Genomic DNA, 18,063 nt, shown 5'->3' with positions numbered 1-18,063 from the left:
CGGCGTGTACCCGCGACAGCACCACGCCTGCGGCGGAACCTCCCACGAGCCGAACAGTTGGGCGGGGCTCACGAGATTCGTGCGCCCCGCCAACGGTTTCGACAGTCAGGCGGCGTTGCGCCACTTACGGCCGTTGCGGCCGATCAACCGGTCGGCGTCGGTGGGACCCCACGAGGCGGCCTCGTAGGTCGGGATCGGCGACGGGTCCTTGTTCCAGTTCTCGATGATCGGGTCGACGATCCGCCAGCTGTGCTGCACCTCGTCGCTGCGGATGAACAGCGACGCGTCACCGATCAGCGCGTCCAGGAGCAGACGTTCGTAAGCCTCCGGGGACTCCTCGACGAACGTCTGGTCGTACGAGAACTCCATGGTGGCCGTGCGCACCCGGAAGGAGTGGCCGGGCACCTTGGCGCCGAAGCGCAGCGAGATGCCCTCGTTGGGCTGGATCCGCAGGATCAGCGCGTCGGCTTCGAGGCCGGTGAGCTGGTCGGTCGGGATCGGCAGGTGCGGCGGGCGCTGGAACTGCAGCGCCACCTCGGTGAGCCGGGCCGGCAAGCGCTTGCCGGTGCGCACGTAGAACGGCACTCCGGCCCAGCGCCAGTTGTCCACGTTGAGCCGCATGGCGGCGTAGGTCTCGGTGCGCGACAGCGGGTCGACGCCGACCTCCTCGCGGTAGCCGGCCATCAGTTCCTCACGGGTGCCGCCGCGGGTGTACTGACCGCGGACCGCGGCGTCGGCGATGTCCCGGTCGGTGGGGAGCCGGATCGCCTGGAGGAGTTTCACCTTCTCGTTGCGCAGGCCCTCGGACTCGAACGAGGCCGGCGGCTCCATCAGCGCGAGCGCGAGGACCTGGAGCACGTGGTTCTGCACGATGTCACGCATCGCGCCGGCGTTCTCGTAGAAGCCGCCGCGGGTGCCGACGCCGAGCGTCTCGGCCACGGTGATCTGCACGTGGTCGACCCATGAGCGGTCCCAGATGGGCTGGAAGATCGAGTTGGCGAAGCGCAGCGCCAGCACGTTCTGGACGGTGTCCTTGCCCAGGTAGTGGTCGATCCGGAAGACCTGGTGCTCCTCGAACGCGCCGTGCACGATGCCGTCGAGCTCGCGGGCGGTGGCGAGATCGCGCCCGTACGGCTTCTCGATCACCAGCCGGGAGAAGGAGCCCTCGCGCGGCTGGTTGAGGCCGGCGCCGGCCAGCCCGTTGATCACCGGCTCGAACGCGCCGGCGGGGGTGGAGAGGTAGAACAGCCGGTTGCCCGAGGTGCCGCGGGCGGCGTCCAGCTCGTCGAGGGTCTCGGCGAGGCGCTTGAAGGTGTCCGGGTCGTCGTAGCCGCCGGCCACATAGCGCACGCCGCCCGCCAGCTGGCGTTTCTCGGAGAGGCTGCGGCCGCCCAGGGCGCTCTCGGCGAACTGGTCGTCGGTCATCGGCGTCCGGGCGACACCCACCAGCGCGAACTGGTCGGGCAGGCGGCCGTGGCGGGCCAGGTTCTCGACCGCCGGCAGCAGTTTCCGGCGGGTCAGGTCACCGGAGGCGCCGAAGATCACCAGCGTGGCCGGTGGAGCGCTGCGCTCCTGGATGAGCTGAGGTGCGTGGTCCATCTTCTGCGAGTCCTCCGAGCGGGTTGTGACCGTCGTCTGAACCTTACGGCCGAGGGCCCTCGCAGAGTTCATCCGCTTCCTGGAAAGCGGGACGAAGTGGCGGTGGACACGTCCATCCGCCGATGCGGGCCGGACCATTACGAAAAAAGTGGCAAACTGGGTTCAAAGGTCTGGCAACCGAGGGGGACCCCGTGAAGTACCGGCTCGTGACCCGAAGCGACTTCGACGGTCTCGTGTGTGCCGTGCTCCTGCGCCATCTCGACATGATCGACGACATCCTCTTCGTGCACCCGAAAGACGTGCAGGACGGCGTCGTCGACGTCACCGACCGGGACATCCTCACCAATCTGCCGTACGACGGCCGCGCCAACATGGTGTTCGACCACCACCACTCGGAGACGCTGCGCAACGACGGCGACCGCAGCAACCACGTCATCGACCCCGACGCGCCGTCGGCCGCCCGGGTGATCTACGAGCACTTCGGCGGGCGGGACCGCTTTCCGAAGGTCTCCGACGAGCTGATGGAGGCCGTCGACCAGGCCGACTCGGCCGACTACTCGCTCACCGACATCCTCAGCCCGACCGGCTGGACACTGCTCAACTTCCTGATGGACAGCCGCACCGGCCTGGGCCGGTTCCGCAACTTCCGGATCTCCAACTACCAGCTGATGATGCAGCTCATCGACGCGTGCATCGAGCACAACGACGTACACGAGATCCTCGCCCTGCCCGACGTCATCGAGCGCTCCCAGCTGTTCCACGACTGCTCGGCCCGGTTCGTCGACCAGTTGCACCGGGTCTGCCGGCTCGACGGCGACGTGGTGATCGTCGACCTCCGCGACGAGGAGGTGATCGAGGCCGGCAACCGGTTCATGGTCTACGCGCTGTTTCCCGAGGCCCGGGTGTCGGTGCACATCATCTGGGGCCGGCAGAAGCTCAACACGGTCTTCGCCTGCGGCAAGTCGATCCTGGACCGCACCTCGCCGGTGGACATCGGCGAGGTGATGCTGCGCTACGGCGGCGGCGGCCACCTCGCGGCCGGCACCTGCCAGGTTCCGCACGACGAGTCGGACCGGGTGGAACGCGAGATCATCGACGCGCTGCGCACCGAGCGGGTGGTTCCGGTCTGAGCGCCGCTCCGGCGCTGCCGCGTCGACCACTGCTTCGACTGCTCTTCCGGCCGCTGCTTTGACCGTGCGGGCGGGGCTGATCTGCCCCCCCCCCACGGCACGCGGATCACGGGCCTTGCCCGGGCCCCACCCGCCGGTCGTGGCTGTGCGCCCCACGCGCTTGCCACGACGTCCTCACGCCCACCCGCGTGAGGTGAGGGCCGTTCACGGCCTGCCTCGCATCGCGCGGCCCCGCGAGGGCGCCGCACAACCTCCGCTGTCGTGAACGATCCTCATCTTCCCAATCGCAGGACCCGGCCTGCAGTGGGAGTCTCAGCCCTTGTAGGCCCATTTGCTGCTGCCCGCGGCCACGGGTTCCTTGTCGCCGCCGTCGTCCCCGGTGGGCGACTCGTCGGGCTCGGGCTCCTCCGTCGCGCGGTGCCGGCCACGCAGCACCACCCAGCCGGCGGCGAGCATGGCCAGCGCGGCCACCAGCCAGCCGGACATCGAGGCCCACGTCGGGCCGTCGTCGACAGACCCCACGAGATTGGCGAACACGACGTTCTCGGCGGCCGCGGCGGCGCCGGTGGCGGAGCCACCGTGATGGGTGGCGGGCGCCGCGCCGTTCGACGGGGTCAGCGTCACCGTCGCCGGCATCGCCGGCCCGGCCCGGCCGTCGGCGTACTTCGTGTCCACGGTGAACCGCATCGAACTCAGTGTCGGCAGCGGTCCCAGCGCGACGGTCAGATCGGCCGACTGTCCGGGCTGGATCGCCGCGCCGTTCACCGCGAGCCAGATGATCGAGTCGGCGGCCTCGGTCGCCGGAGTGCCACCGTGAATGGTGCCCAGCGGTACCGTCAGCTTCCGATAAGTGATCCTCGGAGCCCAGGAGTCCACGGACAACGGGTACGCCTCGGCCACCGGGGTGTCCGCCGGAATTCGCAGCGTCACCTCGGTGATCGGCGCGGTGCCCTCGTTGGTCACGTGGAAGCTCAGGTTCGCTCCACTGCCCTGCGGCGCGCTCGCCGGGCTCACCGTCACGTCCGCCGCGGCAGGGCCGGCGGCGAAGAAAACGCCGGCAGCGGTCACCGCGGTCATCACGCCCGCACGGCGGGCCATCCCCAGATGCCTCACGACATGTAGTTCGGATCACCGGCCCCGATGGTTCAAACCAGCCCGGAAGATTTCCGCCGGATCTCGTGCCGGATGATGAACCCATGCGTGACGTGCCCATCGACGGCGACATGATCCGGCTCGGCCAGTTCCTCAAACTCGCCGATCTCATCGACACCGGCGGAGAGGGCAAGATTCTGATCGCCTCCGGCGACGTCGCCGTCAACGGCGAGGTCGACCTGCGGCGGGGCCGGCAACTCCATCCGGGTGACGTCGTCGAGGTTCTCGGGCGCCGGGCGCGGGTGGTCGCCGAATAAAGTCCGCGAAACGGCCGGAACCTGGGCGGGACCTGTCTCGTCGTACCCATCATGACCAGAAACCGCGGCCTGATGACCGCCGCCGCCGTTCCCCTTCTGCTGCTGGGCGCCTGCGCCCAGCCCGGCGCCGCGGGCGACCCGGGTGCTCCGGGTTCCGCCGCGCCGGTCACCGAGAGAGCCACCACCGCTCCGGCCGCGGCGGACTCCAGCACCCTCGCGTTGCGCGTGGAGTACCGCGGCGGCTTCGTCCCCGCCGAGAGCATCCCCTCGCGCATCCCGCTGGTCAGCGTCTACGCCGACGGGCGGGCGTTGAGCGAGGGCCCGGTGCCCACCATCTATCCCGGCCCGGCGCTGCCGAACCTGCAGGAGATCAGGATCAGCCAGGAGCGGGTCCGGGAGCTGGCCGCCTCCGCGGTCACGGCGGGCGTCAAGCCCGGTGGCGACTTCGGCGTCCCCGGGGTCGCCGACACCCCCAGCACCAGGATCAGCGTCCGCACCGACCAGGGCGAACAGGTCGTGGACGTGATGGCGCTCAACGAGGCCAGCCCCGACGACACCGCGCTCACCCCGGCGCAGCACGCCGCCCGTAAGCGGCTCAGCGCCTGGCTCGCCTCGCTGACCAAGATGTTCGCCGACGCGGCCAGCCCGCCCGCGGTCGCCTACCAGCCGGCGAAGATCGCGGTGCTCGCTCAGCCCTACCAGGAGACCGGCGACGGTTTCGGCGGTGACCCGGTCAAGTGGCCCGCCGCCGATCTGCCCGGGGGCCACCTCAACGAGCAACTGAAGATCAACTGCTTGATCGTCGAGGGCGCCGCGAAGGACGCCGTCTGGTCGGCCGCGGCCAAGGCCAACCAGCGGACGCCGTGGGAGTCCGCCGGGAAGAAGTGGCAGGTGGTGTTCCGCCCGCTGCTCCCCGAGGAGACCGGCTGCGACTCGCTCAAGAGGCAGGCGTGAGGCCCATCGGCGAGGCCCTCTTCGAGGGTGTACCAGTGGTACACACTGGCAGTACACTTCCCGGTCATGAAGCCGGGCCCGACACCGTCCCTGAAACCCCCTTCACCGAAGCCGGTCAGCCGGCCACGTCTCCCGGCGCTGCGCGACCCGAGGACGGCGGTGCGGATCGTGGGGACGGCCGGCGTGGTGGTCCTGCTGAGCCATCCGGTCTGGGCGCCGCGGTGGGGGAGCGGTCTGCTGGGGGAGATAGCCGGGCGGCCCCTCTGGGCTAGCGCCGCGATCGTCACCGGGTTCCTCGGGCTGGTCGCGCTCTACTGCCGTGCCCTCCAACGGACCCTGACCCTGGTCCGGCCCGGGGCACGGCGGGCCGGCCCACGGTCGGTGTGGTGGATGTTCGCGATCCCGCACAACTTCATCGAGGACTTCTTCATCGTCCGGGCGGTCGCCGCCTCCCTCACGGCCGACGGCGCCGGGGCCCGGACGGTGCGGCGCTGGACGGTGCTCGGCTACGGCTGGTGCGTGCTGCAGATCGTGTCGCTGGTCCCCGGGCCGGCCGGGCTGGCCGGGGGAGCCGCCGCGTTGCCGGTGTGGGCCGCCCACTGGTGGCTGACCGTCCGTGTCAACCGCGCCCTGGCCGCCGGCCCGTTCCCGGGCGTGCGGGCGGACCGGCGAGAGGTGAGCTGACCATGCCGCTGCCCCGATTCGACCGGCTGGCGCCCGAGGCCCGGGCCGCCATCCTCGCCGTGGCCCGCGAGCACTTCGCGCGCGACGGCCGGGACGGCGCCTCCTTCAACCGGATCATCGCCGACGCCGGGATCTCGAAGACCAGCGCCTATCACTACTTCGACGGCAAGGAGGACCTGTTCGGCGCGGTGGCCGGGGACGTCGCCGCCCGTACCGTCGCGGTGCTGGGAGCCTGGCCGGAGGCCGCGACCGCGGACGAACTGTGGAAACGGCTCACCGAGGGCAGCGCGCGCCTGCGGGCGCACCTGCGGAACCACCCCGGCGACCGGGCCGTCCTCGCCGCCGCCGACCGGCCCGCCGGAGCGGAGGATCCGTGGATCACGGCGATGGTGGCCAACGGGGTACGGATCGGGTTGATCGACCCGGCGCCCGGCATCGCGTTCGTCACCGCGGCGACCGCCGCGGTGATCGGGGTGGCCGACGGCCTGGCGCTGGACCGTCCCGGCGACGACGTCACCCCCGCGCTCAGACTCCTGCTGGAGCGACTGTGGAACGCCGGCCGCTGATCACCGGACGTCGCTCTCGCGCCAGTCGCACGTCAGGGTTCCTCGCGCCCACCGTGAGGCGGCCCGTCCGGCAGGCCGCCCCACCGGCGACGATCAGTGGACCTGAAGCAGGTCCACCACGAAGACCAGGGTCTCGTTCGGCTTGATCGCGCCGGCCGCGCCGCGCGAGCCGTAGCCCAGGTGCGGCGGGATGACCAGCTTGCGGCGGCCGCCCACCTTCATCCCGGCGACGCCCTGGTCCCAGCCGGCGATGACCTGCTCGCCGGCGACCCGGAAGCCGAACGGCTCGCCACGGTTGTAGGAGGCGTCGAACTCCTTGCCCGTGGACTGGGCGACACCCACGTAGTGGACACTCACGAAGTCACCGGCCTTCGCCTCCTGGCCTTCGCCCTCGAGGATGTCCTCGATCACCAGTTCGGTGGCGGGGGCGTCGGGAATGGGGCCGACATCGGGCTTGCTCATGAATCCTCCTGGTTTCTTACCTGACTCGGCCATGCAACCACAGGCCGATGGCGGGTGAACGAGCGGTGCCTGAACTCCGTACCTCCGGGTGGTCCGCAGTACGCGCCAAACCTCGCCGCACCGGGAGATCCCATGCTCGTCCGCCGTCTCGCCGCCGCCGGTCTGCTGGCCGCCGCCGCTGTGCCCGCCGTTCCCGCACCCGCGTCGGCGCACGGGTCACCGACGACACCGATCAGCCGCAACACGGCCTGCGCGGGCAACGGCACGCGCCGGGCCACGGCGGCCTGCGAGGCCGCGCTCAAGGCCACCGGCGGATTCCTGGGGGCGTACGACAACCTGCGGCTCGCGAACGTGAACGGCGACGACCGGGCCCGCGTGCCGGACGGGAAACTCTGCAGCGGTGGCCTCGACGCCTACCGGGGCCTCGACCTGCCGCGCGACGACTTCCCGTCGACGACGGTACGGTCCGGGCAGAACCTGAAGATCTCCTACCGGGGGACGATCCCGCATCAGGGGTCGTTCCGGCTCTACCTCACCAAGGAGGGCTTCTCGCCCACCGGTGAACTGGCCTGGGGCGACCTCGGGCGACTCGACGAGATCAAGGATCCGCCGCTGACCGGTGGGGCGTACAAGATGGCGGTGCGACTGCCGCAGCGGACCGGGCGGCACATCCTCTACGTCGTGTGGCAGACGTCCAGCACCCCGGACACCTACTACTCGTGCTCGGACCTGGTCTTCGCCGCGGTGGAGGCGACGACGGCGCCCACAGCGCCTTCCGCGCTCCCCACGCCCACGACGCCCGCGGCCACCGCCTCCCCGGCCGCGCCCTCGCCCGCCGCCGCCTCCGCGCTCGCGGCGATTTCCCCGTCCGCTTCCGCGCCGGACGAACCCGAGCCGGCGCGCAGTGTCACTGCGCAACTCGCCGCGGCCGACGGTGGGACGGTTACTCTCGGACATTGGCTGGTCGGCGGGGCCGTGGTGGTCGCCGCGCTGACCGCGATCGCCGCCGGCGCCGCCCGACTGCGCCGCCGCCGGGATACCCCGTAGCCGCCGCGTCCGAAACTCATCAGGCGGCTTTCAGAAATTTGTTGAACCGCCGGACTGTGGATCTCGTACTGACGGGCGTCGACGATGAATTGCCTGTCAGGCCCCTCCCCTCAACGACGAAAGGCCAAGCATGAGTCGTGTTCGTTATCGCGCACAGGGTCGCTCCTCGTGGCTGTCCCGCCGCCGCGTGCTGGCCCTCGCCGCGACCGGTGTCGGTGTCTCCGCTGCCTCGGTGGCCGGGCTGAGCCTCGCCGGTGAGCAGGAAAGCGACGACGACGGTGCGCCGCTGGTGATCTCGCTGCGCGACGTCAAGAAGGGCACGATCGATGTCTTCTCCGGTGAGAAGGTCAAGACGATCACCGACAAGAAGCTCGTAGCCAGCCTGCTCAAAGCCGCCGGCCGCTGACCTTCGCCCACGTCTCGACCTTCCGCCGTTCTCGACAGGAGATCCCCCGAACATGTCTTCCCACCGCGAAGCGCCGGAAATCAGCAAGGACCCCGTTGCTGACAGTTCCGACCTGTACGCCTTCGTCAGCCCGGACGATCCGGAAACCGTAACGATCATCGCCAACTACGTGCCGCTGCAGATTCCCGCCAGCGGCCCGAACTTCTTCGAGTTCGGCGACGACGTGCTGTACGAGATCCACATCGACGCCAACGGGGACGCCCGTCCGGACATCACGTACCAGTTCCGGTTCCGGACCGAACTGCGCAACGACCGGACCTTCCTCTACAACACCGGCCCGATCGAGTCGCTGGACAGCGAGAACTGGAACCGCCGCCAGTTCTACTCGGTCACCAAGGTGGACAGCCACGGCAAGAGCACCGTGCTCGCCTCGAAGCTGCCGTGCCCGCCGTGCAATGTCGGCAAGATCAGCATCCCGGACTACGACAAGCTCGCCGCGGACGCCGTGAAGCACCTGAAGTCCGGCGAGAAGGTCTTCGCCGGCCAGCGGGCCGACGCGTTCTTCGTCGACCTGGGCGCCATCTTCGACCTCGGCACGCTGCGCCCGTTCCAGGACAAGCACCTGGTCGGCAAGAACCTGTTCAACTACGCCGGCAAGGCGGTCAACGCCACCGACAAGACCAACGTGCACAGCATCGCGATCCAGATCCCGCTGCACATGGTCCGCCGGGACGGCAAGAAGCGGGTCCGCGCCAAGGACGCCGGCGCCGTCATCGGTGTCTGGACCTCCGCGAGCCGCCGCCAGGTCGAGGTCCGCGGCAACAAGGGCGACGGCGACGTGGTCGTCGGCCCCGCCGTGCAGGTCTCCCGGCTCGGCAACCCGCTGTTCAACGAGGTCATCGTCCCGATGGCGCAGAAGGACAAGTGGAACAGCCTGCCGCCGAGCGAGGACAAGCGGTTCGCCGAGTTCGTCGCCACGCCCGAGCTGGGTGCGCTGCTCCCGGTGCTCTACCCGGGGCTGTTCGACAACCTGGCCGCTCTCAACAAGACCAAGGAGCCCCGCGCCGACCTGCTGGCGATCCTGCTCACCGGCATCCCGGACGGTCTGATCGACGGCTTCCAGAACAACACCGGCGCGCTGCAGGCCGACATGCTGCGGCTCAACACGGCCATTCCCCCGGCCGACAAGGAGAACAAGTTCGGCGTGGTCGGCGGTGACATCGCCGGTTTCCCGAACGGGCGGCGCATCGCCGACGACGTGGTCTCCATCTCGCTGCGGGCCATCGCCGGCGCCACCGTCCCGCTGGTCAACAAGGACTTCAAGGCGGACGCCGCGGCCGGCCTGGTCGAGCAGGGCCTCAGCATCAACGACGCCAGTGCCAAGCTCCTGAAGAAGTTCCCGTTCCTCGGCACCCCGTTCGACGGATTCGGAAACCCCTCATGAGGTTCGGCGTCACCAACCATGACAGTGCGGAGCGAAGCGGAGGGGTGGCATGAGCCACGGGCATCTTGATCACGGTCACCACCACCACACGTTCGCCCCGTCGGGGCAGGGCACGGTGATGCTGAACATCGGTGGCTCGATCGGCGCGATCATCATCACCACGCCGTCCCAGCTGCTCGGCCACGAGATCGAGGTGTCCCCGGTGGAGGACACCGGACGGCGTACGCACGCGGCGGTCCGCGCCCGTTACGTCCGTTCCGGTGTCACCTTCTGCGTGGTCATCGACAGCCTTCCCGAAGGCCGCTACGTGGTCTGGCAGGACGAGGACACCCCGATCGCCCAGGTCGACGTGCGTGGCGGCGCCGTCGCGGAGGTCACCTGGCCGGCGAATGTGGTTCCCGGACGGGCGCCGGTCTCGGTCTAGTCTGGACGCCATGGCAGGCGGTCGGCTCCCGGGCCCGGCAGCGCCGGGCGCGGACGTCCCGGTCCATGTCGGTCTGCGCACCACCGACATGGACGAGGCCCGGGAGTTCTGTCGCAAGCTGTACTACGGACCGCTCCAGATCGAACCCGTCGGCGACCCCGGCGGGTTCCGTTTCAGCGCCGACGTGGTGCTGCTCGGCCCGATCACCCTCGGCGAGGTGATGTACGGGACCGACATCCGCATCACGATCGGCGCGCTGGAGACGGCGTACCACGTGTTGGTCCCGCTCAACGGCATGGTCCGCTCCCAGCATCGGGGCGCGGTGGTCCTCGCCGATCCCACCCGCGCCGTGGTCTACCGGCCCACCGGCGCCATCGAGCTGGAGTGGCCCGGCTCCTGCCGCCTGCTCAGCGTCAAGGTGGAACGCGCCGCCCTGGAACGCGAACTCGACGCCGCCCTCGACCACCGCCTGGTGTCGCCGCTGCCGCTCGGCGCCACGTTCGACCTGGTCGACGGCCCCGGCCGCACCTGGGCCGCCCTGGTCCGCCTGCTGCTGCACGAGCTGTGCGGCCCCGACGGCCTGGCCAGCCAGCCCCGCATGGCGGCCCGCTGGCGCGACATGGTGGTCAGCGGCCTGGCACTGACCGTCGAGCATCCCTACGGCGAGGAACCGGCCGGCCTGCAGGGCCCGCACCGCCCGCGCACCGTCAAACGCGCCCTCGACGCCATGCACACCGAGCCGTGGCGCCCCTACACGATCCACGACCTGGCGGCCGTGGCCGGCGTCGGCGTCCGCGTCCTGCAGGAGTCGTTCCGCCAGCACGTCGGCATGCCGCCGCTGACCTATCTGCGCCGGCTGCGCCTCGACGGCGTCCACGCCGAACTGTCCCGCTCGGATCCCGGCCAGGCGAGCGTCAGCGAGATCGCCTACCGCTGGGGCTTCACCCATCTGGGCCGCTTCGCGGGCGCCTACCGCGTCCGCTTCGGCGTCACCCCGTCCCAGACCCTCCGCGACCGCGCCTGACCTTTTCACCCATTCCCTGGTACGCCCAGCCCGCCCCCGACCGCACCATCGCCGTCCCCGTCCTACCCCTCCGCCGGCCCGCCTCCACCCGCAACGCCGGCCGCTTCACCAGTCGCGCGCCTACGAAAGCGCCGCGGCGCACCCGCCAACCCACGGCGGCCGTCGTTCGGGCGTGTCACGGCGGCTGGGTGGGGTGTGTGGGCTACGGCTGGCGGGGCTGGGACCGGGGCCGGCCGTCGTTCGGGCGTGTCACGGCGGCTGGGTGGCGTGTCCGGGCTACGGCCGGGGCTGGGGTGGCCGTGAGGTGGGCAACAGCCCGGTGGTCGCGGGGCGGCCCGGTGGTGGCGCCTTCGTCGCGTCGTGGTCCGGGACGGGACCGGTGCGGTTGGGGGCGGCCGGTCCCGTACCCGAAGGGGGGAAAGGGGTTCAGAGCTCCACCCGCTGGCCCTTGCCGATGACGACCACGCCGTTGTCGCTGACGGTGTAGAGCTTGCGGTCGCGGTCGAGGTCGACGCCGATCTGGGCGCCCTCGGGGATGATGACGTTCTTGTCGATGATGGCGTTGCGGATGACCGCGCGCCGCCCGACCGAGACGCCCTCCATGATCACCGCGCCGTCGACGTGGGCCCAGGAGTTCACCCGGACGTTCGGGGAGATCACCGAGCGCTCGACCAGCGCGCCGGAGACCACGACGCCGGGGGAGATCATCGAGTCGATGGCGCGGCCCTGGCGGTCGTCGTAGCCGTGCACGAACTTCGCCGGCGGCCACGAGCCGTAGTTGGTGAAGATCGGCCAGTCGTGGTTGTAGAGGTTGAAGATCGGCAGGGTGGCGATGAGGTCCATGTGGGCCTCGTAGAACGAGTCGAGCGTGCCCACGTCGCGCCAGTAGCCGCGGTCGCGCTCGGTGGCGCCGGGCAGCTCGTTGTCGCGGAAGTCGTAGACGTTCGCCTCGCCCTTCTCCACCAGCATCGGGATGATGTTGCCGCCCATGTCGTGCTTGCTGTCGGGGTTCTGCGCGTCGGCGCTGACCGCCTCGCACAGCGCCCGGGTGGTGAAGACGTAGTTGCCCATCGACGCGTAGACCTCGCCGGGCGAGTCGGGCAGGCCGACCGCGTCCTTCGGCTTCTCGCGGAACGCCTTGATCTTCTTGCCGTCGGGGCCGACGTCGATGACGCCGAACTGGTCGGCGAGCGACAGCGGCTGGCGGATGCCGGCGACGGTGACCGCGGCGCCCGACGCGATGTGGTCGTTGACCATCTGCTTCGGGTCCATGCGGTAGATGTGGTCGGCGCCGAACACGATCACGTAGTCCGGAGACTCGTCGTTGATCAGGTTAAGGCTCTGGTAGATCGCGTCGGCGGAACCGGCGAACCAGCGCGGCCCGAGCCGCTGCTGCGCGGGGACCGGGGTGACGTAGTTGCCGAGCAGCGTCGACATGCGCCACGTCTTGGAGATGTGCCGGTCGAGGGAGTGCGACTTGTACTGCGTCAGGACGACGATCTTCAGGAAGCCCGCGTTCGCCAGGTTCGACAGCACGAAATCGATCATGCGATAGATGCCGCCGAACGGAACACCGGGTTTGGCCCGGTCAGCCGTCAACGGCATCAGGCGCTTGCCTTCCCCACCAGCCAGAACGATCGCAAGCACCTTGACAGCCATGGGGAGGACGCTAATATTCCGGCCGCCCCCGCGCCACCCGAAAGGGCGGTTCGAAATATCTTGCTGCCCCTGCCGTCCTCTTACCGGCATGGTGACGCTCAGGCGGCGGCGCGAAGGGCCGCCTCGCGCAACAGCGCCCCGATCGCCTCCGCGGGCGCCGGCCGGCCGAAGTGATAGCCCTGCACGAGCGGGCAGTTCAGCTCCCGGAGCAGGTCCGCCTGCCCGGCCGTCTCCACCCCCTCGGCCACCGCGAGCAGATCCTGGCTGCGGGCCAGCTCCAGGATCGCCCTGGTCAGACTCACGTCCTGAGGCCGCGGCGGGTCCTGGTGGCGGCGGATGAACGACTGGTCGATCTTCAGGATGTCGACCGGCAGGGTGTGCAGGTACGCCAGTGACGAGTACCCGGTGCCGAAGTCGTCGATGGCGATCCGGACGCCGTGTGCTCGCAGGGTTCCGAGCACCGGGGTGTCCGCTGCGTCGATGAGCACCGATTCGGTGATCTCCAGCACCAGGGCGCCGGCGGGCAGCCCGGTCTGCGCCAGGACCTCCAGCACCGAGTCGCCGAAGCCGGGATCGCGCAGCTGGTGGGTGGAGACGTTGACGGTCAGGTAGAGGCCGTGCTCGCGGTGCCAGGCGGCGGCCTGTTCGCACGCCAGCCGCAGCGCCCGGTGGCCGAGCAGCCCGATCAGCCCGGTCTGCTCGGCCACCGGGATGAACACGGCCGGCGGCACGAGCTCGCCGTCGCGGCGCCAGCGCATCAGCGCCTCGACCCCGGTGATCCGGCCGGTCGCGGTGTCCACCACCGGCTGGTAGTGCATGAACAGGGTGCCGTCGGCGAGCGCCTCCCGCAGCCCGGCGGCGATCCGGGCGCGCTCGGACTGGTCGGCGCGCAGCGACTCGTCGAACCGGGCGACCCGGGCGCCGCCGGCCTGCTTCGCGGCCCGCAGGGCCAGGTCGGCGTCACCGAGCACGGCGTCGTTGCCGGGCACGCCGTCCGCGAGCCCGGCCCGTGCGGTCAGCGGGATCCGCCGCTCGTCCACCGCGAACGGCGCCGCCGCGACCGCCGCCACCACGCGCTCGGCCAGCTCCGCGGCGTCACCGCCGGTGATGTCGCCGGCGGTGATCAGAATGCCGAACTCGTCGCCGCCGAGCCGGGCCACCAGTTCCACCTCGGGCGCGAACAGCAGCAGACGGCCGGCCAGCTGGCGCAGCACGGTGTCGCCGACGGTGTGCCCGTAGGTGTCGTTGACCTCCTTGAATCCGTCCAGCGCGCAGAGGACCAGCGCGTACGGCCGGTCCCCGGCGACGGCCCGCCCCAGATGCTCCAGCAGCAGGTCGCGGTTGGCCAGCCCGGTGAGCCCGTCGTGCCCGGCCCGGTACGCCAGCCGCCGTTGCAGCGTCCGCTGCTCGTCCAGGGCCTGGCGGGCCTGCCCGGCCCGGTGCCCGGCGAGCCGGGCGAGCAGGACGATGCGCAGGAGCAGCAGCCCGCAGAGCGCGGACGTGAGCAGCGCCGGGACGATCACGGCCGGGATGGGGTGGGCGATCGCCGGCAGTAGCGGGCTGGCGACCGCGGCGGTGTACATGGCGATCAGCGCGGTCCGGCCGGTCTGGGCGTCGCCGGTGCGGTACCGGCCGGAACCGGGGTGCAGCGCGGCGGCCGCCACCAGCACCCACCAGAACTGGACCATGAGGTGGGACAGGCCCCCGGGCAGGAACGGCGTGCCGCCCACGCCGCCGGCGACGACGTGGACCAGATGCGCGGCCAGCAGGACCGCGCCGGCGGTGGCCAGCAGCCGGGCCGGGCCGTGTCGGGAGTCGGCCAGGTTGCGCAGCACGGTCGCCAGCAGCGCCAGGTCCAGCACGGCGTAGAGGGCGGCCAGCGCGATGTCGGCCTGCTGGTGGCCGGGTTCGCCCAGGTACGGCAGGACGACGAACGACCAGGCCAGCATCGCCACGCAGAGCACCACCGCGCCCGCCTCGGCCGCCGAGCCCGGCTGCTTGAGCCGGCCGAACTGGAAGGCCGCCGCCGCGGCGAGGGCGTACTGGACGGCCAGGGACAGCCCGGCCGGGGTGTTCGACGGCACGCCCGTGCGAGTGCTCCACCAGACGGCGGCGATCAGCCCGGCGAGGGCCGCCGCGAAGTGCAGCCACCAGCTGCACCGGTGGCGGACGGCGGTCCGCAGCAGGATCGCGGTCCCGGCCGCCGGGAGGGCCAGCCAGAGGACCGTGCTGTCCAGCGCGTAGGCGCCGAGCACCGCCACAGTGCCACCCGCGAGGGTGGCCTGCCAGGCCGGTAACCGATGGATGTGCACGGGGTCATGTCACCGCGTCCCGGTTGCGTTACGGGTGCCGTGCCGGTCGCTTCGGGTAGCGTGCCGTGCCGCATCCGCGGTCACCGTGCGGACCGGTCCGGCGGCCGGCGGCTAAGCTCCCATCGTGATGGACTCTCGACTGCGCGCCGACCTGATCTCCCGTGAGTACCCGCCGGAGGTCTACGGCGGCGCCGGAGTCCACCTCGAATACCTGGCCCGTGACCTGCGCGGTCTCGCCGACGTGCGGGTGCACTGCTTCGGCGCGCCGCGGGACGAGCCCGGTGTCACGGCGTACCCGGAACCCGCCGAGCTGGCCGGCGCCAACCCCGCGCTGCGCACCATGGGGGTGAACCTGGCGATCGCCCAGGGCTGCGCGGGCGCCGACGTGGTGCACAGCCACACCTGGTACGCGAACTTCGCCGGCCACACCGCGAAACTGCTGCACGGGGTGCCGCACGTGCTGACCACGCACAGCCTGGAGCCGCTGCGCCCGTGGAAGGCCGAGCAGCTCGGCGGCGGTTACGCGCTCTCCTCGTTCTGCGAGCGCACCGCGATCGAGAGCGCCGACGCGATCATCGCCGTCTCCGGCGGGATGCGGCGGGACGTGCTCAAGGCGTACCCGTCGGTGAACCCGGACCGGATCCAGGTCGTCTACAACGGCATCGACACCGCGTTGTACTCGCCCGATCACGGCACCGACGTGGTGGACCGGCTCGGCATCGACCGCAACCGGCCCAGCGTCGTGTTCGTCGGCCGGATCACCCGGCAGAAGGGCCTGCCCTACCTGATGCGCGCCTGCCAGGGCCTGCCCGCCGAGGCGCAGATCGTCCTGCTGGCCGGCGCCCCGGACACGCCCGAGATCGCCGCCGAGGTCGCCGAGCTGGCGGTCGAGCTGCGTGAGACGCGTGACCCACGGGGCGTGATCTGGGTGCAGGAGATGCTGCCCAAGCAGGAGGTCATCCAGGTCCTCACGCACGCCACGGTGTTCGTCTGCCCGTCGGTCTACGAGCCGATGGGCATCGTCAACCTCGAGGCGATGGCGTGCGAGACCGCGGTGGTCGCGACCGCGACCGGCGGCATCCCCGAGGTCGTCGCCGACGGCGAGACCGGCCTGCTGGTCCCGATCGAGCAGATCCAGGACGGTACGGGCACGCCCGTCGACCCGGAGAAGTTCGTCGCCGACCTGACCGCCACCCTGACGCGTGTGCTCTCCGACCCGCAGCTCGCCGAGCGGATGGGTAAGGCCGGCCGCCGCCGCGCCGTGGAGAAGTTCAGCTGGTCGAGGATCGCCGAGGACACCCTCGAGATCTACCGGTCGGTGCTGTGACGGTGCTGCGCCGGCCGCCGGTCTGGGTCGCCCTGCTGCTCGCCGTGGTGTTGTTCACCGGGGCGGTGCTGGGGGTCGGCCTGATGCGGGCCGCGTTCTACAAGCCGCCGGCGCCGACCGCCGCCGAGTTGACGGAGCCCTTCGGGCCGGCGCAGACCGTGTCGCAGGGGATGTGCGGAGTCCAGCCGATCAAGGCGACCCGTGAGTTGCGCGGCATGTGGCTGACCACGGTCTACAACATCGACTGGCCGAGCAAGCCGGGACTGCCGCAGGAGCAGGTGCGAGCGGAGTACCTGAAGTGGCTGGACGTGGCGGTCGCCCAGCGGCACAACGCGATCTTCGTGCACGTGCGGCCGAGCGGTGACGCGTTCTGGAAATCCGACTACGCGCCGTGGTCGAACTGGCTGACCGGGAAACTGGACGGCACCGACCCGGGCTGGGACCCGATGGCGTTCATGGTCGACGAGGCCCACAAACGCAACCTCGAGTTCCACGCGTGGTTCAACCCGTACCGGGGCACCCAGCCGGCGCCGTCCGGCGCCGGAACCGACCTGACCAAGCTGGCGCCCGGCCATCCGCTGCTCGCCCACCCGGACTGGCGGATCGCCTATCCGACCGGCACGACCGGCCGCCTGTACTTCGACCCGGGCAACCCGGAGGCCCGCCGGTTCGTTGAGGACGCCATGCTGGAGGCGGTGCGCAAGTACGACGTCGACGGCGTCCACTTCGACGACTTCTTCTACCCGTACCCGGAGAAGGGCGAGGACTTCCCCGACGGGGCGTCGTTCGCGAAGTACGGCGCCGGCAAGTCACGGGCCGACTGGCGCCGCGACAACGTGGACACCCTGGTCCGCGAGATGAAGGAGCGGATCGCCGAGATCAAGCCGTGGGTGAAGTACGGCATCAGCCCGTTCGGCATCTGGCGCAACGGCGGCGAGGGCTCCGACACCAGCGGGCTGGAGAGCTACAGCGCCATCTACGCCGACACCCGCAAATGGGTCCGCGAGGGCTGGCTCGACTACATCGTCCCGCAGCTCTACTGGACCATCGGGTTCGACAAGGCCGACTACGCCAAGGTGCTGCCCTGGTGGATCACGATGATGAAGGGCAGCCCGGTGCAGCTCTACATCGGCATGGCCGACTACCGGGTCGGCGAGAAGGGCGACTGGAGCGACCCGGCCCAGCTCGACCGGCAGATGGCGCTGAACGACAAGTACGGCGTCCAGGGCCAGGTCCACTTCTCCGCCAAGCAGGTCCGCGAGGACCGGCTCGGCTCGGTCACCCGCTACGCCGGGAAGCACTACGCCTCACCGGCGCTGCCACCGCGGATGGCACGCCTGCCAGCCTCGCCGCCGGCGGCGCCGCGGATCACCGCGGGAACCAGGTCCGCCTCCGGCGCGGTCACCCTGACGGTCGCCGACGGCGGGGGCACGAGCTGGGCCCTCTACCGTGTGGGGGAGCGCGAGGCGACCCTGGTGGCGACCGGTCGTGCCGGCTCCGCCGTGACCGACCCGAGCCCGCCGCCCGGCCCCGCCACGTATTGTCTGGCCGGCCTGGACCGCTCCGCCAACGAGGGGCCGCCGAGCAGCCCGTTCACCACCGCTGGGTGACTATCC

The 18,063-nt window shown here is 70.9% G+C and carries 17 protein-coding genes; 12 read left to right on the top strand and 5 right to left on the bottom strand.

The features are described from left to right. Positions 1-105: 105 nt before the first annotated feature. The gene (gene zwf / locus QLQ12_RS15445) at positions 106-1,599 is read right to left on the bottom strand and encodes a glucose-6-phosphate dehydrogenase (protein WP_282760531.1); all 1,494 of its coding nucleotides are present in this window, start codon (positions 1,597-1,599) and stop codon (positions 106-108) included. Between the two features lie 191 nt (positions 1,600-1,790). Here zwf and QLQ12_RS15440 point away from each other — a divergent pair, with 191 nt between their 5' ends. Continuing rightward, positions 1,791-2,729, top strand: coding sequence for a DHH family phosphoesterase (locus QLQ12_RS15440; protein WP_282760529.1), 939 nt, complete (start codon positions 1,791-1,793; stop codon positions 2,727-2,729). A 312-nt stretch (positions 2,730-3,041) separates the two neighbouring features. Here the strand turns inward: QLQ12_RS15440 and QLQ12_RS15435 are convergent, their stop codons facing one another. After that, on the bottom strand, positions 3,042-3,827 hold the full coding sequence (locus QLQ12_RS15435) for a DUF1775 domain-containing protein (RefSeq protein WP_282760527.1): 786 nt from the start codon (positions 3,825-3,827) through the stop codon (positions 3,042-3,044). Between the two features lie 98 nt (positions 3,828-3,925). Between QLQ12_RS15435 and QLQ12_RS15430 the strand changes: the two genes are divergently transcribed. The 4 genes from QLQ12_RS15430 (at position 3,926) to QLQ12_RS15415 (ending at position 6,342) form a co-directional block, all read left to right on the top strand. After that, a complete protein-coding gene (locus QLQ12_RS15430; RefSeq protein ID WP_282760525.1) occupies positions 3,926-4,138 on the top strand; it encodes an RNA-binding S4 domain-containing protein in 213 nt (70 codons plus the stop codon). Positions 4,139-4,189: 51 nt separating this feature from the next. Next, positions 4,190-5,092: a hypothetical protein gene (locus QLQ12_RS15425; RefSeq protein ID WP_282760522.1), complete on the top strand. Its 903-nt coding sequence runs from the start codon at positions 4,190-4,192 to the stop codon at positions 5,090-5,092. 66 nt (positions 5,093-5,158) lie between these two features. Next, on the top strand, positions 5,159-5,776 hold the full coding sequence (locus QLQ12_RS15420) for a hypothetical protein (RefSeq protein ID WP_282760521.1): 618 nt from the start codon (positions 5,159-5,161) through the stop codon (positions 5,774-5,776). A 2-nt stretch (positions 5,777-5,778) separates the two neighbouring features. Next, the gene (locus QLQ12_RS15415) at positions 5,779-6,342 is read left to right on the top strand and encodes a TetR/AcrR family transcriptional regulator (protein WP_282760520.1); all 564 of its coding nucleotides are present in this window, start codon (positions 5,779-5,781) and stop codon (positions 6,340-6,342) included. A gap of 93 nt (positions 6,343-6,435) precedes the next feature. Here QLQ12_RS15415 and QLQ12_RS15410 read toward each other — a convergent pair whose 3' ends face one another. After that, positions 6,436-6,804 (bottom strand): FKBP-type peptidyl-prolyl cis-trans isomerase, encoded by a 369-nt coding sequence (locus QLQ12_RS15410; protein WP_282760519.1) that lies wholly within the window; start codon positions 6,802-6,804, stop codon positions 6,436-6,438. Positions 6,805-6,936: 132 nt separating this feature from the next. On the opposite strand from QLQ12_RS15410, the gene QLQ12_RS15405 reads away from it, so the two are divergent. The 5 genes from QLQ12_RS15405 to QLQ12_RS15385 all read left to right on the top strand — a co-directional run bounded on the left by QLQ12_RS15405 (position 6,937) and on the right by QLQ12_RS15385 (position 11,149). Beyond that, positions 6,937-7,851, top strand: a complete 915-nt coding sequence (locus tag QLQ12_RS15405) for a lytic polysaccharide monooxygenase (RefSeq protein ID WP_282760518.1) — start codon at positions 6,937-6,939, stop codon at positions 7,849-7,851. Between the two features lie 130 nt (positions 7,852-7,981). Further along, a complete protein-coding gene (locus tag QLQ12_RS15400; protein WP_282760516.1) occupies positions 7,982-8,257 on the top strand; it encodes a hypothetical protein in 276 nt (91 codons plus the stop codon). Between the two features lie 52 nt (positions 8,258-8,309). Next, a complete protein-coding gene (locus tag QLQ12_RS15395; RefSeq protein WP_282760514.1) occupies positions 8,310-9,701 on the top strand; it encodes a DUF4331 domain-containing protein in 1,392 nt (463 codons plus the stop codon). 49 nt (positions 9,702-9,750) lie between these two features. Beyond that, a complete protein-coding gene (locus QLQ12_RS15390) occupies positions 9,751-10,125 on the top strand; it encodes a phospholipase (RefSeq protein WP_282760513.1) in 375 nt (124 codons plus the stop codon). A gap of 10 nt (positions 10,126-10,135) precedes the next feature. Further along, entirely contained in the window at positions 10,136-11,149 is a 1,014-nt protein-coding gene (locus QLQ12_RS15385) for an AraC family transcriptional regulator (RefSeq protein ID WP_282760512.1), read from the top strand. A gap of 426 nt (positions 11,150-11,575) precedes the next feature. Here the strand turns inward: QLQ12_RS15385 and glgC are convergent, their stop codons facing one another. Both glgC and QLQ12_RS15375 read right to left on the bottom strand, forming a co-directional pair. After that, positions 11,576-12,808, bottom strand: coding sequence for a glucose-1-phosphate adenylyltransferase (glgC, locus tag QLQ12_RS15380; RefSeq protein ID WP_282760511.1), 1,233 nt, complete (start codon positions 12,806-12,808; stop codon positions 11,576-11,578). A gap of 98 nt (positions 12,809-12,906) precedes the next feature. Further along, complete coding sequence (locus tag QLQ12_RS15375) at positions 12,907-15,120, bottom strand: putative bifunctional diguanylate cyclase/phosphodiesterase (RefSeq protein ID WP_282760510.1); 2,214 nt, start codon at positions 15,118-15,120, stop codon at positions 12,907-12,909. Between the two features lie 127 nt (positions 15,121-15,247). Here QLQ12_RS15375 and glgA point away from each other — a divergent pair, with 127 nt between their 5' ends. Together glgA and QLQ12_RS15365 are read left to right on the top strand one after the other, a co-directional pair. After that, complete coding sequence (glgA, locus tag QLQ12_RS15370; RefSeq protein ID WP_282760812.1) at positions 15,248-16,447, top strand: glycogen synthase; 1,200 nt, start codon at positions 15,248-15,250, stop codon at positions 16,445-16,447. Next, positions 16,444-18,057, top strand: coding sequence for a glycoside hydrolase family 10 protein (locus QLQ12_RS15365; RefSeq protein WP_282760508.1), 1,614 nt, complete (start codon positions 16,444-16,446; stop codon positions 18,055-18,057). The genes glgA and QLQ12_RS15365 overlap by 4 nt, the downstream gene beginning before the upstream one ends. The last annotated feature ends 6 nt before the right edge of the window (positions 18,058-18,063 follow it).

The organism is Actinoplanes sandaracinus (assembly GCF_030009775.1).
In the GTDB taxonomy this organism is placed as follows: Bacteria; Actinomycetota; Actinomycetes; order Mycobacteriales; family Micromonosporaceae; genus Actinoplanes; species Actinoplanes sandaracinus.
Note: the sequence above shows the minus strand (reverse complement) of the source record. Positions and strands in the feature narration are given on the sequence as shown.

What these genes read in the sequence shown, in the direction of transcription:
- glgC (WP_282760511.1), bottom strand. Translation starts at nt 12,808, where the DNA reads ATGGCTGTCAAGGTGCTTGCGATCGTTCTGGCTGGTGGGGAAGGCAAG.
- QLQ12_RS15400 (WP_282760516.1), top strand. Translation starts at nt 7,982, where the DNA reads ATGAGTCGTGTTCGTTATCGCGCACAGGGTCGCTCCTCGTGGCTGTCC.
- QLQ12_RS15385 (WP_282760512.1), top strand. Translation starts at nt 10,136, where the DNA reads ATGGCAGGCGGTCGGCTCCCGGGCCCGGCAGCGCCGGGCGCGGACGTC.
- QLQ12_RS15430 (WP_282760525.1), top strand. Translation starts at nt 3,926, where the DNA reads ATGCGTGACGTGCCCATCGACGGCGACATGATCCGGCTCGGCCAGTTC.
- QLQ12_RS15420 (WP_282760521.1), top strand. Translation starts at nt 5,159, where the DNA reads ATGAAGCCGGGCCCGACACCGTCCCTGAAACCCCCTTCACCGAAGCCG.
- QLQ12_RS15425 (WP_282760522.1), top strand. Translation starts at nt 4,190, where the DNA reads ATGACCAGAAACCGCGGCCTGATGACCGCCGCCGCCGTTCCCCTTCTG.
- QLQ12_RS15395 (WP_282760514.1), top strand. Translation starts at nt 8,310, where the DNA reads ATGTCTTCCCACCGCGAAGCGCCGGAAATCAGCAAGGACCCCGTTGCT.
- QLQ12_RS15390 (WP_282760513.1), top strand. Translation starts at nt 9,751, where the DNA reads ATGAGCCACGGGCATCTTGATCACGGTCACCACCACCACACGTTCGCC.
- QLQ12_RS15415 (WP_282760520.1), top strand. Translation starts at nt 5,779, where the DNA reads ATGCCGCTGCCCCGATTCGACCGGCTGGCGCCCGAGGCCCGGGCCGCC.
- QLQ12_RS15410 (WP_282760519.1), bottom strand. Translation starts at nt 6,804, where the DNA reads ATGAGCAAGCCCGATGTCGGCCCCATTCCCGACGCCCCCGCCACCGAA.
- glgA (WP_282760812.1), top strand. Translation starts at nt 15,248, where the DNA reads ATGGACTCTCGACTGCGCGCCGACCTGATCTCCCGTGAGTACCCGCCG.
- zwf (WP_282760531.1), bottom strand. Translation starts at nt 1,599, where the DNA reads ATGGACCACGCACCTCAGCTCATCCAGGAGCGCAGCGCTCCACCGGCC.
- QLQ12_RS15405 (WP_282760518.1), top strand. Translation starts at nt 6,937, where the DNA reads ATGCTCGTCCGCCGTCTCGCCGCCGCCGGTCTGCTGGCCGCCGCCGCT.
- QLQ12_RS15435 (WP_282760527.1), bottom strand. Translation starts at nt 3,827, where the DNA reads ATGGCCCGCCGTGCGGGCGTGATGACCGCGGTGACCGCTGCCGGCGTT.